This is a genomic window from Parasphaerochaeta coccoides DSM 17374, assembly GCF_000208385.1.
In the GTDB taxonomy this organism is placed as follows: Bacteria; Spirochaetota; Spirochaetia; order Sphaerochaetales; family Sphaerochaetaceae; genus Parasphaerochaeta; species Parasphaerochaeta coccoides.
The window spans coordinates 990,552-1,005,236 of record NC_015436.1; the positions used below are offsets into that span (position 1 = coordinate 990,552).

11 protein-coding genes are annotated in these 14,685 nt (G+C 52.8%); 8 read left to right on the plus strand and 3 right to left on the minus strand.

From position 1 onward, the window contains the following. Positions 1-95: 95 nt before the first annotated feature. Genes purL through purD form a run of 7 tightly spaced genes read left to right on the plus strand, consistent with a single transcriptional unit; the run spans position 96 to position 9,900 of the window. Positions 96-2,441 carry a phosphoribosylformylglycinamidine synthase subunit PurL gene (gene purL, locus SPICO_RS04420; protein WP_013739477.1) on the plus strand — a complete coding sequence of 782 codons (2,346 nt, stop codon included), beginning with the start codon at positions 96-98 and terminating at the stop codon, positions 2,439-2,441. Between the two features lie 18 nt (positions 2,442-2,459). Next, entirely contained in the window at positions 2,460-3,575 is a 1,116-nt protein-coding gene (purM, locus tag SPICO_RS04425) for a phosphoribosylformylglycinamidine cyclo-ligase (protein WP_013739478.1), read from the plus strand. After that, entirely contained in the window at positions 3,572-4,951 is a 1,380-nt protein-coding gene (gene purQ, locus SPICO_RS04430; protein ID WP_013739479.1) for a phosphoribosylformylglycinamidine synthase I, read from the plus strand. The genes purM and purQ overlap by 4 nt, the downstream gene beginning before the upstream one ends. Further along, positions 4,944-5,954 carry a phosphoribosylaminoimidazolesuccinocarboxamide synthase gene (locus SPICO_RS04435; protein ID WP_013739480.1) on the plus strand — a complete coding sequence of 337 codons (1,011 nt, stop codon included), beginning with the start codon at positions 4,944-4,946 and terminating at the stop codon, positions 5,952-5,954. The genes purQ and SPICO_RS04435 overlap by 8 nt, the downstream gene beginning before the upstream one ends. Before the next feature lie 49 nt (positions 5,955-6,003). Then, the gene (locus tag SPICO_RS04440) at positions 6,004-6,480 is read left to right on the plus strand and encodes an AIR carboxylase family protein (RefSeq protein WP_013739481.1); all 477 of its coding nucleotides are present in this window, start codon (positions 6,004-6,006) and stop codon (positions 6,478-6,480) included. Then, positions 6,468-7,937, plus strand: coding sequence for an amidophosphoribosyltransferase (gene purF / locus SPICO_RS04445; protein WP_013739482.1), 1,470 nt, complete (start codon positions 6,468-6,470; stop codon positions 7,935-7,937). Before SPICO_RS04440 ends, purF begins: the two co-directional genes overlap by 13 nt. Further along, the gene (purD, locus tag SPICO_RS04450; protein ID WP_013739483.1) at positions 7,924-9,900 is read left to right on the plus strand and encodes a phosphoribosylamine--glycine ligase; all 1,977 of its coding nucleotides are present in this window, start codon (positions 7,924-7,926) and stop codon (positions 9,898-9,900) included. Before purF ends, purD begins: the two co-directional genes overlap by 14 nt. On the opposite strand, the gene SPICO_RS04460 is transcribed toward purD, so the two are convergent. Together SPICO_RS04460 and SPICO_RS04465 are read right to left on the minus strand one after the other, a co-directional pair. Next, the gene (locus tag SPICO_RS04460; protein ID WP_013739484.1) at positions 9,890-10,987 is read right to left on the minus strand and encodes a hypothetical protein; all 1,098 of its coding nucleotides are present in this window, start codon (positions 10,985-10,987) and stop codon (positions 9,890-9,892) included. The genes purD and SPICO_RS04460 overlap by 11 nt on opposite strands. 45 nt (positions 10,988-11,032) lie before the next feature. After that, positions 11,033-11,428, minus strand: a complete 396-nt coding sequence (locus SPICO_RS04465) for a RidA family protein (protein ID WP_041395600.1) — start codon at positions 11,426-11,428, stop codon at positions 11,033-11,035. A 272-nt stretch (positions 11,429-11,700) separates the two neighbouring features. On the opposite strand from SPICO_RS04465, the gene SPICO_RS04470 reads away from it, so the two are divergent. Next, positions 11,701-13,758, plus strand: a complete 2,058-nt coding sequence (locus SPICO_RS04470; RefSeq protein ID WP_215904633.1) for a glycoside hydrolase family 88/105 protein — start codon at positions 11,701-11,703, stop codon at positions 13,756-13,758. A gap of 68 nt (positions 13,759-13,826) precedes the next feature. Here the strand turns inward: SPICO_RS04470 and SPICO_RS04475 are convergent, their stop codons facing one another. Then, positions 13,827-14,684 carry a carbohydrate ABC transporter permease gene (locus SPICO_RS04475; RefSeq protein WP_013739487.1) on the minus strand — a complete coding sequence of 286 codons (858 nt, stop codon included), beginning with the start codon at positions 14,682-14,684 and terminating at the stop codon, positions 13,827-13,829. Position 14,685 lies beyond the last annotated feature (1 nt).

Genomic DNA, 14,685 nt, shown 5'->3' on the forward strand with positions numbered 1-14,685 from the left:
CATGCACATTGTGCCTGATGAATAATCCCGGACATCCTTGTCTGGGATTTTTTTGTTCATATCCAGATTCTTTATGACCGTTCCTGGAGGTTTCCATGCCCGCTTCCGACCATCCGGATTCGTTTGACATCATCACGATGGATGATGGCCGTATCGAAGAACTTATGAATAGCCTGCGCACAGGACTGACCGTCCAAGAAGCGAAGGATCTACAGACACGCATCCTGAAAAGACCTCCCACCCTTGCCGAACTCATCCTGTTCGGCATTGAAGGTTCCGAACACTGTTCCTACAAGAGTAGCCGCCCCTACCTGAAACAGTTCACGACGGAGGGTATGGATGTCATTGTCGGTGCCAAGGAAGACGCGGGAATCGTCCGTGTCGCCCGTGATGCCGCAGGCAAGGGGTACGCAATCGTCCTCAGCCATGAGTCCCATAACCATCCCAGCCAACTTGTCCCTTATGAAGGGGCTGCCACAGGCGTGGGAGGTAATGTCCGGGATGTCTGCTGCATGGGAGCCCGTGTGATTGCTTTGGCCGATGACCTGCGTTTCGGAGACATCTCCAAGCCACGGACAAAGTGGCTATACGAAGAAGTTGTAAGGGGCATCGCCGGTTACGGCAACCCGATAGGCGTACCATCGGTCGCGGGAGGGCTTCAGTTTGACAAGTCCTATGAAGGCAACTGTCTGGTCACCGTAGTGACCTTGGGAGCCGTAGAGGAAGATGGAATTATCCACTCCTACGCTCCGGAAAACGCTGACGGATATGACTTGATTCTCGTAGGCAAGCCCACTGACTCAAGCGGTTTCGGAGGAGCCAGCTTTGCTAGCTTCCAGTTGGACGATGCCAAGAAAGAGGTGAACAAAGGCGCAGTGCAGGAACCCAATGCGTTCCTCGGCCGCCACATCATCCGTTCTTCGGAAAAGCTCTTTGAAATCCTCAAGGAAAAGGGAGAGCTGCATAGAGTCGGCTTCAAGGATCTTGGGGCAGGAGGAATTGCCTGCGCAAGCGTCGAACTCGCCGAAAGTGGCGGATACGGAGCGGTAGTCGATATTGACAAGGTTCATGTCGCTGAGGAAAACCTTGCTCCCCATGTAGTTCTCTGTGCCGAGACCCAAGAACGCTATCTATGGGCTTCACCGCCTGATCTCACATCTCTGATTATGGATCATTATAATGTGACGTATGCTTTAGGTGGTGTCTCAGCCGGAGCTGCGGCGCGTGTCATTGGGCGGATTACTGCCGACACGCGCTACGTAGTCACGTCAGGTGCTAAGGTTTTAGTCGATGCCCCTGCCTCAGATGTCACCAAAGGTTTCCTCTACCAGAGGGATGTCGCTCCTGCCCTCCCTCCCCTCCAGAAGGAACCGGTCATCAAGGAAAAGAATGTGGGCAAAACCCTCCTGGACATACTCTCTCATCCCAACGTAGCGTCCCGCGCTCCCCTGTACAATACCTACGACAAGCAGGTACAAGGCATGGTGGCGCAGGAAGCCGGAGCAGGCGACGCAGGAGTACTGACTCCCTTTGATGACCCCCGCTACCCTGCGGAAATACGGAATGTCGGCATTACTCTCACCACTGACCAGAATCCCCGTCACAATGCAATTGACGCTTACCAAGGAGCGGTGAACGCTGTCGTCGAGGCGTGGTGCAATACTGTCGTCACGGGAGCGCGGCCTGTCGCCTTGAGTGACTGCCTTTGCTACGGAAATCCGGAAAAACCGAATCACATGAGGCAGTTTGCAGACGGTGCCAAAGGAGTCGCCGACTCATCACGCTTTCTTGAGGTTCCGGTCATTGCCGGAAATGTTTCCCTATACAATGAATCATCGAAGGGAGACAGGAACGAGATGCGAGCCATTCCTCCCAGCCCCATGATTGCCATGGTCGGCAAACTGGAGAACGCGGCAGTCGCCCTCTCTCCGGCTTTCACAGGAAGCGGGAACACGCTCCTTATGATAGGCGAAAGAAAAGATGAATGCGGAGGCAGCATCTGGTATTCCCTTCATGACGAGCTGGGCGCACGGATTCCTGAACCTGACCTGTCGGAAATAAAAGCAGCGGGACTGACGCTCTGCGACCTGACAGCCGAGGGAAGGATTCTGTCTGCCCATGATATTTCTGAAGGAGGCATCGCCGCCGCCTTGTCAGAACAGGCGATTGCCAGCGGATATGGGCTTGAAGTCATCATTCCTGGTTCCCTCCAGGTTGAAAGGCTGCTTTTTTCCGAGAGCTTCGGCTTTGTCATGGAGACAGCACCGGAAGAAACGGAAGTAGTGGTGAAAAGATTCAAGGAAGCAGGCGTATCATGCGTAGAAATCGGACGAACGACGGACAGGACGGATGCCAGGATTAGGCTAAATTCCGTCGTTGATATCCCGGTAAGCCAGGCGGCACACACCTATGCCACCGGCCTGACTGCCCATATAAGATAGTGGGAGGAGAACAATACCATGAAAGATGACAGTGCAGATGATAATGTACGGGAGACAAGCTACAAGGATGCCGGAGTCAACATCGATGCGGGGAACCAGGCTGTAGAAAGAATCAAGGAGCATGTTGCCTTAACCTTCACACCTGCGGTTCTGAGGGGTTTGGGAAGTTTCGCCTCCTTCTTTGACATCAAGGATATACTCAAGATTTACGCTAATCCTGTCATGGTGCAGAGTGCCGATGGTGTCGGAACAAAGATCGCGATTGCCGAGATGGCTCATGATTTCTCCACCATTGGGGAAGACCTTGTCAGTGCCTGTGCCAACGACATTGTTGTCCATGGCGCCCGACCTTATACTTTCCTTGACTATATCGCCAATGATACGCTGGATCCCCGGATAGTCGAGGAACTGGTCGCAGGCATGGCACGTGCCTGTAAACGCGATGGCATAGCCTTGGTCGGCGGTGAGACGGCTGAGATGCCCGGAACATACACCCGCGGCTCCCATGACCTTGTGGGTCTGATTACAGGCTTCGTTGACAGGAAAATGATTGTGGACGGCTCATCCGTCAAGCCAGGGGACATCCTCCTGGGCATCGGGTCCACAGGGTTGCATACCAACGGATATTCGCTGGCTCGCAAGGTTTTGTTCCAGCAGGCGCAGATGTCACTGGATGATCCAGTCCCCGTCCGTCGTCCCGGCGATTCTGATACCCTCAAGGGTGCGCTTCTTGCCATCCACACCAGCTATGTCAATCCTATCCTCGGACTTCTTGAGGCAGGCTCTCCCTTCAAGGCACTTGCGCACATCACTGGCGGCGGCCTGCTGGAAAATGTTCCCCGTGTCCTGCCGACAGGCGTGCATGCCGTCTTTGATCCCTCTACATGGGTACGTCCTGGAATATTCGATGTCATCAGGGAGAAAGGGAATGTGCCTCTCCTTGACATGTACCGTACCTTCAACATGGGCATCGGCCTCGTAATTGCGGTCGCTCCTCATGAAGCGGCCTCGGTGTCCGCCGACTTGAAGAAAGTCCTTCCCTCCCTTCCTGTTGCGCCTATCGGTCAGATAGCGGAAGGAGAAGGCTCTACCATAATTCTGGGAGTGACCACCCGAAGGGAGACCACGGCATGACACAAGGTGATGCAAAAGCAAAGCCCCTGTACCGCATTGCGGTCATTGAGTTTCCAGGAACCAACTGTGAGCGCGAGACAGCCCTGGCAATCCGCCGCGCCGGCATGGAGCCGGAGATATTCAGGTGGAACCGTCCGCAGGACTGCCTGGACGCCTTTGACGCCTTCATCGTTCCCGGTGGCTTCTCCTATGAGGATCGGAGCCGTTCAGGAATCATAGCCGCCCTGGACACCCTCCTTGACGGACTGAAAAAGCAGAATGCCATGGGCAAACCAATTTTGGGCATTTGTAACGGAGCCCAAATACTTGTGGAAAGCGGCATAGTCCCCGGACTGTCCGGGTGGCAGACGGGCGCCGCCCTTGCCCCCAACAAGCAGATTGTTGATGGCATCGTGGTGGGAACCGGTTTCTACAATGACTGGGTTCATGTGAAGCACACCGTGGATGGCACTGTCCCGGAACGAAACGCATTTTCATTGGCTATTGCTGACGGGAGTTTGATGAGGATTCCCGCCGCCCATGCCGAAGGACGATTCGTCATTGACGACTACCTTCTTTCATGGCTTGAGAGGAATGGCGTTGCCATGTTCCGCTATGCAGACAGCAATGGAACGGTGAATCCTCATTTCCCCGTCAATCCGAATGGAGCAACATCCAACCTTGCCGCCCTGGGAAACATTGCCGGAACCGCGCTTGCCATCATGCCCCATCCTGAACGCACGCCGGAGGGGGACAGTATTTTCATTTCCCTGAAAAACTGGCTCGACGCAAACTCTATAGACAAAAGTTCTACAAAGGGACAAAAGAGCCTGCCGAAAGTTCCACAGGACATCATGGAGCGGCTGGTCTCTCCTCTGACATATACTTCCCTGCCATACCATATCCGTCAGGAGGGCATCCAGGAGAAAGAGCTGGTCATAGGTACGGTCATCACTGACAACGCGGCTGTCTCCGTGGAACAGGCACTGGAAAGAGCGGGCATACCAGTCAAGGTCAGCCGTGCCGTCCGCTGGACGCTGGAGGCTTCCCCGTCCATGCCCCGGAAAGATTTTGACGCCTTGGTCGCCAAAGCCATGGCATCCGGCCAGCTTTACAATTCCAATAAGGAGTTCCCTGTAGACTTCTCTCCTTCCCCGAAAGGACTGACCATTGTGGTGACACCGCGCGAGGGTGAGGATTTTACCGGCCTCCATGCCCGCCACGCGCTTTCCACATGGTTCGGAATTGAAGGCTTCACCGCCATCACAAGCAGTGTTCTGTGGACACTGGAGCCTACATCATCCGATCCGGAGCAAGGACGGCGTGCCATAGACGCGGCATTGGCGTCAAATATTTTTGCGAACCCCTATAGCCAGAGGACGTATGCATATGCCTGATACTTATGAAAAGTATAAAGAAAAAATCCTGCGCCACATAGACTGGACGTTGACCGAAACCAACCTTCCCTATCCGAACAGGAAAGTCGGCAAAGTGCGGGACCGCTATGATTTAGGCAATGGTCGTCTGCTTTTTGTGACTACCGACCGCCAGAGTGCCTTTGACAGAGTTCTCGCTTCAATCCCTTTCAAGGGACAAGTCCTCAATATGGTCAGCGCATGGTGGTTCGCACGTACCAAAGATATCATAGGAAACCATCTGCTTTCTACTCCCGACCCCTGCGTCACCATATCCCGTGCCTGTACGGTTCTGCCCATTGAATTTGTAGTCCGGGGATACATCACCGGCAGCACTGATACCTCTCTGTGGACGCACTACAAAAAGGGGGAAAGGACATACTGCGGCGTGAATTTCCCTGACGGATTGAAAAAGAACCAGAAGCTGGAACAGCCAGTGATTACGCCTACCACCAAGGAAGATGCCCATGACAGGCCGATTAGCCCCGCCGAAATCATAGAAGAAGGCTGGCTAAGTCAGAATGACTGGGACGAAGCATCCGCCGCCGCCCTTGCCCTGTTCCGCTTTGGCACGGAAGAAGCCGCCAAGAAGGGACTCATCCTCGTGGATACCAAGTATGAGTTCGGTCGTGATGCCGACGGTATCCTCCGGCTCATCGATGAAATACATACCCCGGACTCATCCCGCTACTGGTTGGGAGACAGCTATGAAAATCGTTTTGCCACGGGACATGAACCGGAAAACATAGACAAGGAGTTTCTCAGGCTTTGGTTCACCAAGGTCTGCGACCCCTACAAGGATGAAGTACTGCCCCCTGCGCCAATGGATTTGGTCGCCGAGCTTTCCACCCGCTACATCCGGCTCTATGAGATGATTACGGGAGAGAAGTTCATTTTCCCTGATGAAGACAGCATGAAGGAAAGTCCCTATGAACGGCTGACGCGGAACTTGAGCGCAGCATTGGAAGTCAAACGGGAAGCGTGACAGCTTTGGAAACTGATCCAAGGCTCCTTGAAAAGATTGGAGGAAGCACATGGCTGAAATAGTCATCATCATGGGTTCGGAATCCGACCGCCCCCATGCGGAAAAAATAAGTACGGCACTGAAAGCAGAAGGCTATGCAAAGCCTGTCGGGATACATGTGGCATCCGCTCACAAACAACCAAGGGATGTTCTGAAAGTCCTTGAGAAAAACGCAGGACGGAAGGTTGTCTACATCACTATTGCGGGACGTTCCAATGCCCTGAGCGGATTCGTAGCGGGTAACTGCGACGCTCCGGTAATCGCCTGTCCTCCCTTCTCTGACAAACTCGATATGCTGGTGAACATCAACTCCACCCTCCAGATGCCCAGCCGTGTACCGGTGCTTACCGTACTTGACCCTGCCAACGCCGCCTTGGGAGCCATGCGCATCATTGCGCTGGATGACCTCGATGAACAAAAAAAGCGGGATAGACAGGACGGACAGGTCAAGCAAAAGTCATGCGAGGAAACCTCATGTGCGGAATAGTCGGCATGTTCAGCAATCACGATGTGGCGGCAGAGCTGTATGACAGCCTGATCCAACTCCAGCATCGCGGCCAGGATTCCGCCGGAATCTTGACCAGCGACTCCCAGCTTCATGCCAAGCGAGGCACAGGGTTGGTCAGGGACATCTTCCAGGATGAGGACATGGAAAAGCTGACCGGCGACATAGGCATCGGTCATACCCGTTATCCTACCAGCGGAACCCGCCAAGGTTTTGATGAAGTCCAGCCTTTCACCACCAGCGTTCCCTTCGGCATGGCACTGGTCCATAACGGCAACATAGTCAACTATGCACAGCTTCGCGATGAAATCATCATCCGTCGCAACCGCTATCTCAACACTCACAGCGACAGCGAGATGCTTCTCCAGCTCTTTGCGGATTCCCTCCAGCGTGCCATGATTCGTTCACGGGGACACAGCAACCCCACGGGCAAGATAGAATCTGATGAAGATTTCTTTTCCCTCATACGACTGGCCGTCGCAGACATCTTTTCACTTGCCAAAGGCTCAATCTCCGCGCTCTCCGTCATAAACGGCAAAGGAATCGTGGCGATGCGCGACCCGTATGGCGTGCGCCCTCTGGTGATGGGAGAACGGGTCTCCGCCGAAGGCAAGTCTGAATATATTTTTGCCAGCGAAGATACCATGTTCTATATGCTCGGTTTCACGCTGGTGCGCGATGTCCTGCCAGGTGAAGTAATCTACGTAAGCATGGACGGAATTCTCCATAGCGCCATCATTGAGGAAAAACCATTCTGTCCCTGCATTTTTGAATATGTCTATTTTGCCCGTCCTGATGCCATGCTGAACAATGTCAGCGTCTACCGTGCCCGGCTGAGGATGGGTCAAAATCTGGGACAAGAATGGATCAGAACCTTTGGTGATGTCCGTCCTGATGTCATTATTCCCGCCCCATCTACAGCGAATACCATGGCGCTTGCCATGGCGCGGGAACTTGGCGTGAACTATTCGGAAGGTCTGTACAAGAACCCCTTCATCGGGCGAACTTTCATCATGCCTTCTCAAGCAATGCGCAGGCAGTCTGTCCGCTACAAGCTGTCGCCGCAACGCATAGAAATACGCAACAAGAATGTGCTGATAGTCGATGACAGCATTGTGCGCGGTACGACGAGCAAGGAAATCGTGTCAATGATTCGAGACTTCGGTGCCAACCAAGTATGGTTTGCCAGCGCTTGCCCTCCTGTGGTCAGTCCCTGTCATTATGGCGTAGACATTCCAACCGCAGAGGAATTGATAGCAAACAGGCAAACCCAAGAAGAAGTTCGGAACTTCCTGGGCGTCGAAAAGCTACTCTATCTATCCATTGAAGCTCTAATCGAAGCAGTCACACGCAAAGGCAGGCACAATATGAGCAGTCCTTGCCATGTCTGTTTGGGAGGCCCACATTTCATTTCAGGAGAAAAAGATGGAATTGCATAACATCATTGTCGTCGGCTCCGGGGCCCGCGAACATGCCATTGCCCTTGCCATATACCGTTCCTTGGAAAAAAAACGGAATGGAAAGCTTCATTGTTTCGGCAGCACCTACAATCCCGGAATCGGCAGGCTTTGCTCCGCCATAGGCGGCTCATATGCGGCTGGCGTCATCACCGACGGGCAAGCTGTCCTCTCATTCGCCCGCTCCATCGAAGCAACCATGGCTGTAATCGGCCCTGAAGCTCCTCTGGAGACGCGGGTGGCGGATGTCCTGCGTCGGGCAGGCATCCCGACTTTCGGCCCCGGCGCGTCATGCGCTCGCATTGAGACCAGCAAGTCCTTTGCCAGAGAATTTCTGTCAGTCCGCCTCCCCCAGCATTCCCCCCGACATTACGTCGTCTCGTCGCTTGATGAAGCCCGTGCCGCCATGGAGGAGCTGGATGGTTTCTTCGTCGTCAAGGCGGATGGTCTGGCCGGCGGCAAGGGAGTGAAGGTGTCCCAAGAGCATCTCCACGGCATTGACGAGGCATTGGATTTCTGCGCCCAGCTGTTGAAGAACTCCGGACGACCTTTCGTCATAGAAGAAAAGCTTTACGGAGAGGAATTTTCCCTGATGAGCATTACGGACGGAGAAACCTGCTATCACCTGCCCGCCATCCAGGATCACAAGAGGGCGTATGACGGAGATACAGGGCCTAATACCGGAGGCATGGGTAGCTACAGTTGCGCTGATGGTTCGCTTCCCTTCCTCTCCCCCGACGACATTGCCCATGCCCGCGCATGCAACGAAGTTGTCATGACCCAGCTGGGAGAAGTTTGCGGGGAACCATACAGGGGAGTTTTGTATGGTGGTTTCATGGCTGTCAGCGATGGTGTGAAGATCATCGAATACAACGCTCGTTTCGGAGACCCGGAAGCACTGAACCTGCTGACACTTCTCCAGAGTGACGCGGTGGAACTCTTTCATGCCGCCGCCACGGGACGCCTGAAAAACATTGCCCCTCCTGTCTTTGCTCCCCTGTCTTCAGTCTGTCTCTACGCCGTCCCTTCTCTCTACCCCATAGCCAGTGAAAAAGGACGCACCATCTCCATAGGAGACATGGATGACGATGTGACGCTTTTCCTTGGTTCGATTGATGAGACAAGCGACGGCTCGCTCGTCACAGCAGGCAGTCGTACCGCCGCAGTCACAGCCCTTGCTCCCCACCTCCAGGACGCCCGTGAGAAAGCAATCTATAATTTAGGAAAAATCGAAGGTCCCCTCCGCCACCGCAGTGACATTGGAACGGAAGCCTTGCTGGAGAAACGCATCAGGCACATGAATTTGTTACGGCGTCCAATCCGGCTGGGAATCCTCGGCTCCACCCGTGGCACTGATCTCAAGGCATTGTATTCTTTCATTGAGGACGGCAGCCTCAACGCTGAGGTCACGGTCGTCGTATCAGACAAAAAAAACTCTGGTATCCTGGAACTCGCCCGTTCCCACGGCACTCCTGCTCATGCTGTCAGCGCCAAGGGACTGACCCGACAGGAGCATGAGAAGGCCATTTCACTCATCATGGAGGAAGCCGGAGCAGACATCATCATTCTCATCGGTTACATGCGGATAGTGACCCGCTGCTTCTGCGAAAGCTGGAAGGACAGATTGCTCAATGTCCACCCCTCGCTTCTCCCTGATTTCGCAGGAGGCATGGATACCGACGTGCATGAGGAAGTCTTACGACGTTACCAGCGCACCGGCAATGACCAGACGGGGTGTACTGTCCATCTTGTCACCCCTGCCGTTGACGGAGGTCCCATCGTACTCCAGAAGAAATACTCTATCAAGCCATCTGACACTCCGACGACTCTCAAGGCGGCAATCCAGAAACTGGAAGGTGAAGCATTGAAAGAAGCCATCACCTATTTCCACAGGACAGGAGGCTCCGACTGGGACGGTGCTCAGCACACGGGTATCAACCGCTGATACCAATGCCCACGGAAATGTAACGCGACCGCTGGTAAAAGAAATTGAGCAGAGGGAAGCGTCCGTCATGATAGAATGCTTCCAAGCGCAGGACACGTCCCGGAATCACGGCCTCAGGAATTTCAAACCCTACTCCAAGGGAGAACTCGAATTCCCATGGATTGTCGGAATCATACCCACCGACCTGATGCTTTGTCTGCCCATCCTGATGAGCCTGGACATCCGCGGCAATGATGAAGGACGATGAAGCGACAGGGATACGAAATTCCAATCCGCCATTCAACCTCCATGCTTTGTAGGAAGACGCATAAGAATCAGGACGATAGATTCCTTCCTGTTCGGAAGTCTTTTGGGCTTGAGTCTTGTCTCCGCCACTGGGAACCTGTGTATGTTCCGGAACATGGACTGCTGGTCGTAACCATGACGTACCCATGGGCAGTTCAGTGTCAAAATAGAGATGAAACGAGGATGAAGGGCGCACGGATATGCCGGCATACCATGAATTGTCCCGTGTATATTCTACGAAACGGCCATACGTACCAGCAGCCAGGATTGCATCATCGATGATTTCGTCTCCATAATGCCCGGAAAAATGATGCATTCCGCCACGTATGGTGACTATATCGAAGAAGTCGATTGCTCCATAAATACCATAAGAACCATCGAACCCCAGGACATCGCTTCCGCCGAAAAGCGAGAAAACTGAATTAAGATATCCTGAAAAGCCCGCTTCAAGCCGCACGGGACCCATGTTCAGGCGGGCGAGGCTCACATTATCCCCCAGCTTGAGACGCATGAACATGTTTTCATCCTGCAAACTAGTACGGAAACGGACTGGTTCGTATGCGCCAGGGTTCTCCGGGGAGCTTCCATGCCGTGAGGCCATGATGTCCAGGGGGATTCCTTCCTGAACCCACATCACGCCGACACGGGTATGAGCGCCATAAGGGTCAGCCATAGCAGAAGGGAACAAGGGTGTTCCCGGAAAAAGCTTGAAAGAAATTGGCGAGGCGGCAAGCAGAGAAGAACATAATAGAACCAAAGATACCATGACGAAAAATCGCATAGATTTCCGGTTGTTGCCCATCATCATCTCCTAATAATAAAGCTTATATCCCGGTCGAAACCGGATTCAGATGTTGACCGCTACCACCTCGATTTCTACAAGGGCGTCCTTGGGAAGCCGGGCGACCTGAACGGCGGAACGGGCAGGATACGAGCCTTCAGTGAAGAAGGTCGCGTAAACAGCGTTCACAGCCGCGAAATCATCCATATCCTTCAGAAACACAGTTGCCTTGATTACCTTATCCAGCGATGTGCCGGATTCCTCAAGCACCGCCTTCACATTGAGAAGGCACTGCCTTGTCTGCTCCTCAATGGTGGCGGGAATCTCTCCTGTCGCTGGATTGAGTCCGAGCTGACCGGAAGTGAAAGTCAGATGCCCGAAAGATATCCCTTGGGAATATGGTCCGATAGCAGAGGGTGCTTGCGATGTCTGTATGGTTTTCTTTTCGTGTCTGTGAATCATAGGGTCATCTAATACCACCTTTTCTTGTTTGTCAATCGTACAGCCTTCCGTGAGTGAAACCATGAATAGGACTGAAATTACTCTCCAGTATTGCTTGTTCGCAAAAGCCCTGTATAATCATGAATATGGGATATTATTTTTCAGCCTCAGAAAGCATATATGCGAAAAGTAACAGGGACATCCTGCCGACACTGGAAATCATAGCGCGAAGATACATCGCGAACAATCCTCCCTATCCGTACACGGTGCGTCCATACCAGAAGTCAGGTATCATGAGAGGAAAGGATTACCGGTATCACGCTGACTTCATGGAACTTTTCCCGGAGTCCTTGCCCGGCATGTCTGCATTCGTATGGGGTACATTCATATCTCCTGTCGATACTACGCTCAAATTCACTCTCATTCCCTATGGCCCCGCAGTGGTTTACCTCAATGGCCAAGAAATAGCCCGGACAGATATTTTTTCAGAACGTGACGCAGGAACCGAAGTCCCCGTCAACGTGGCGATGAAAACAGGAAAGAACCATCTGATTATCAAATTCACCTGCACCCCAGCTGGTTTCGGAGGCGAATTTGGCACATGGCTGGGCAAACTGGATTATTATTTCCTCAAGCCTTTGCCTGACTGCCATGATGAAGAAGGGGTTGTCTATTGCCGACCGTTTCCCGACACGGATCGGGAAGCAATTGGAATTTCTTATCTTGATACCCATGAAATCGACTGGCTGCCCCGGCGTACATGGAAAGCAGAAGACGTGGAGAAAGGGCAATTCGGCCGCATCTTCGGTCATAGACCCGGATTGTCCGCCGTCGCGCGTACTATCGGGAATTTCTCTTCAGCAGGAGACGGGGATTATATATTCTCAGGGACGCATAATGGTTCATTGTCCATCCGCGTAGGTCGCGACCTGGTTTTTGAAAAAGGAGGAACAGGGGACTTTTCATTCTCCTGCCGGATTCCGACCGGTCGCTATCCCATCATCATTGCCCAGACCTGCACAGATTCAACGTGGGGCTTCTCCCTTGTCGTAAAGGAAGTCATACAGAAAAAAGACTATCAGGTTTCCGTAGAGTTTGAAAATCCTTTGGTCAGGGTAGAAAAAACTTCCGCTCAGCCATGGATTTTCTGCGGCCCCTTCAAAGCTGGTCATGAAAGCGGCATGAACATCGATGTGAATCCTGACCAGCTATGGTCATCTTCTGACGGCCTTTCCTATTGGCGGCTCGACTATCCTGACGGATGGATTCGTCAGTATAATGAGAATCCCCTTTTCGGCCACTGGAACTATCCTTTGGGCGTAACATTATACGGATTGCTTGAAACTGCCCGCGTCCTTGGAGACTGTCCATCGGGACAGGAGCTGGGGAATTATGTTCAGGCTCACGTGCGAGCTTCCGTCTCTAATTTCCCCTATGCCATGTGGGACAAGGAACAGTTCGGTGGCGCGACAGGCGTCCACCACCTGCTCACAAGCATCGACAGCCTTGATGATTGCGGTTCCTTCGGCTCCCTCATGTTGGAAGCGGCAAAAGATTGTGACATTGGTTCGGGATACAAGGAAATCGCCGCTTACGTCGCGCACCACATCCTCCATGAACAGAGTCGACTGGAAGACGGCATCTTCTTCCGCAAGGATTTGATGCATCATTTTCATAATGACACCATGTGGGCGGACGATCTGTACATGAGCATTCCTTTTCTCTGCCGTTACGCCGCGCTTTCCGGCGATGCTTCCCTATTGGATGATGCAGCATCCCAGTTCATCGGTTTCCGGAAATTATTATATGACCCCGTCCGCCGCCTGATGAACCATGTCTATGACTTCAGGAGAAATATGGCGACCGGAGTTGCCTGGGGTCGCGGTAATGGATGGACCATTTTTTCTCTGGCGGAATTGCTGGAAGTGATTCCCAGGGAGCATGACATGCGGCCTGAACTGCTGGATTTTTTCCGGAACTTTGCGGATGGACTCTTGGCTATGCAGGACAGTGACGGGATGTGGCACCAAGTGCTTGACGTAAGGGAATCCTATCCTGAGACATCATGCACCGCCATGTTCATCTATGCGTTCTCCCGTGGCATCCGCAATGGCTGGCTGGAGGAACCCCTGAAATTCCGCTGTGCATGTGAACTGGCGTGGACCGCTTTGCAGAAAACATCCATCGATTATCATGGCAACATCCACGGAGTATGCAGAGGTTCGGAATTTTCATTCACTCCACGCTATTACGCGGAAGAACTCCTCCCCCGTCTTAATGATACTCATGGCATAGGCATCGTATTGCTGGCGGGAGTCGAGATGAAGAAATTACGCCGTCATTACATGTAATCCTGCCTCGGACATCCGGGGCTATTGTCTCCGCATGATTGCCAATTGCTAACAATGGCAAGGGAACCTTAACCTTTGATTCCGGTCGTCACCATGCCTTCGACGATATATTTCTGGAAGATGATGAAAACAAGCACGACAGGAATCAGCGACAACGTACCCATGGAAAAGATTGCCGGCCAGTCAGTGGATGATTGAGGGTCGCTGAACATCCGCAACGCAAGCGATACGGTAAACTGTCGCGGCCTGTTCAGATACAGCAACGGTCCCAGGAAATCATCCCATCTCCAGTAGAAGCTGAAAATCACCGCCGTAATCAAGGACGGCTTAATCAAGGGAAAAACCACATATGAGAATATCATTGGCCTGTTGCATCCGTCTATCTTGGCCGCATTGTCCAGCTCCATCGGTATCTGGCGGATGAACTGCACCATGAGAAAGATGAAGAACCCTACGCCTCCGAAATGCGGGACGATGAGAGGAAGGAAGGTGTTGACCCACCCTATCCTATGGAAGATGATGAACTGCGGAACCATGACGACCTGATAAGGAAGCATCAGCGTCACGAACATGCAGGCGTACCAGAAAGACCGGCCTTTGAAGGGGATGCGGGCAAAACCATAGGCAACAATGGCGGACGACATCACAGCCCCGAAGGTAGCGACCACCGTATAGAACAGTGAGTTCTTGAAAAACGTACCGAAAGTGATGGCATTGTTGAATTTCCATCCCCTCACATAATTGTCCCATCTCAAGGATTGAGGGATCAAGGATGAATTGCCAAAAATCTCAGCGCTTGTCTTGAATGAATTTGAAATCATCCACAGGATGGGATACAACATGATGAAACCCAAGAGGATGACGACGGCGTGGAAGATAAATTTCTCCGTGTTGACCTTTATGATTCTTTTTGTGTGAGCATCCATC

What these genes read in the sequence shown, in the direction of transcription:
- purL (WP_013739477.1), top strand. Translation starts at nt 96, where the DNA reads ATGCCCGCTTCCGACCATCCGGATTCGTTTGACATCATCACGATGGAT.
- purM (WP_013739478.1), top strand. Translation starts at nt 2,460, where the DNA reads ATGAAAGATGACAGTGCAGATGATAATGTACGGGAGACAAGCTACAAG.
- purQ (WP_013739479.1), top strand. Translation starts at nt 3,572, where the DNA reads ATGACACAAGGTGATGCAAAAGCAAAGCCCCTGTACCGCATTGCGGTC.
- SPICO_RS04435 (WP_013739480.1), top strand. Translation starts at nt 4,944, where the DNA reads ATGCCTGATACTTATGAAAAGTATAAAGAAAAAATCCTGCGCCACATA.
- SPICO_RS04440 (WP_013739481.1), top strand. Translation starts at nt 6,004, where the DNA reads ATGGCTGAAATAGTCATCATCATGGGTTCGGAATCCGACCGCCCCCAT.
- purF (WP_013739482.1), top strand. Translation starts at nt 6,468, where the DNA reads ATGTGCGGAATAGTCGGCATGTTCAGCAATCACGATGTGGCGGCAGAG.
- purD (WP_013739483.1), top strand. Translation starts at nt 7,924, where the DNA reads ATGGAATTGCATAACATCATTGTCGTCGGCTCCGGGGCCCGCGAACAT.
- SPICO_RS04460 (WP_013739484.1), bottom strand. Translation starts at nt 10,987, where the DNA reads ATGGGCAACAACCGGAAATCTATGCGATTTTTCGTCATGGTATCTTTG.
- SPICO_RS04465 (WP_041395600.1), bottom strand. Translation starts at nt 11,428, where the DNA reads ATGATTCACAGACACGAAAAGAAAACCATACAGACATCGCAAGCACCC.
- SPICO_RS04470 (WP_215904633.1), top strand. Translation starts at nt 11,701, where the DNA reads ATGAGAGGAAAGGATTACCGGTATCACGCTGACTTCATGGAACTTTTC.
- SPICO_RS04475 (WP_013739487.1), bottom strand. Translation starts at nt 14,684, where the DNA reads ATGGATGCTCACACAAAAAGAATCATAAAGGTCAACACGGAGAAATTT.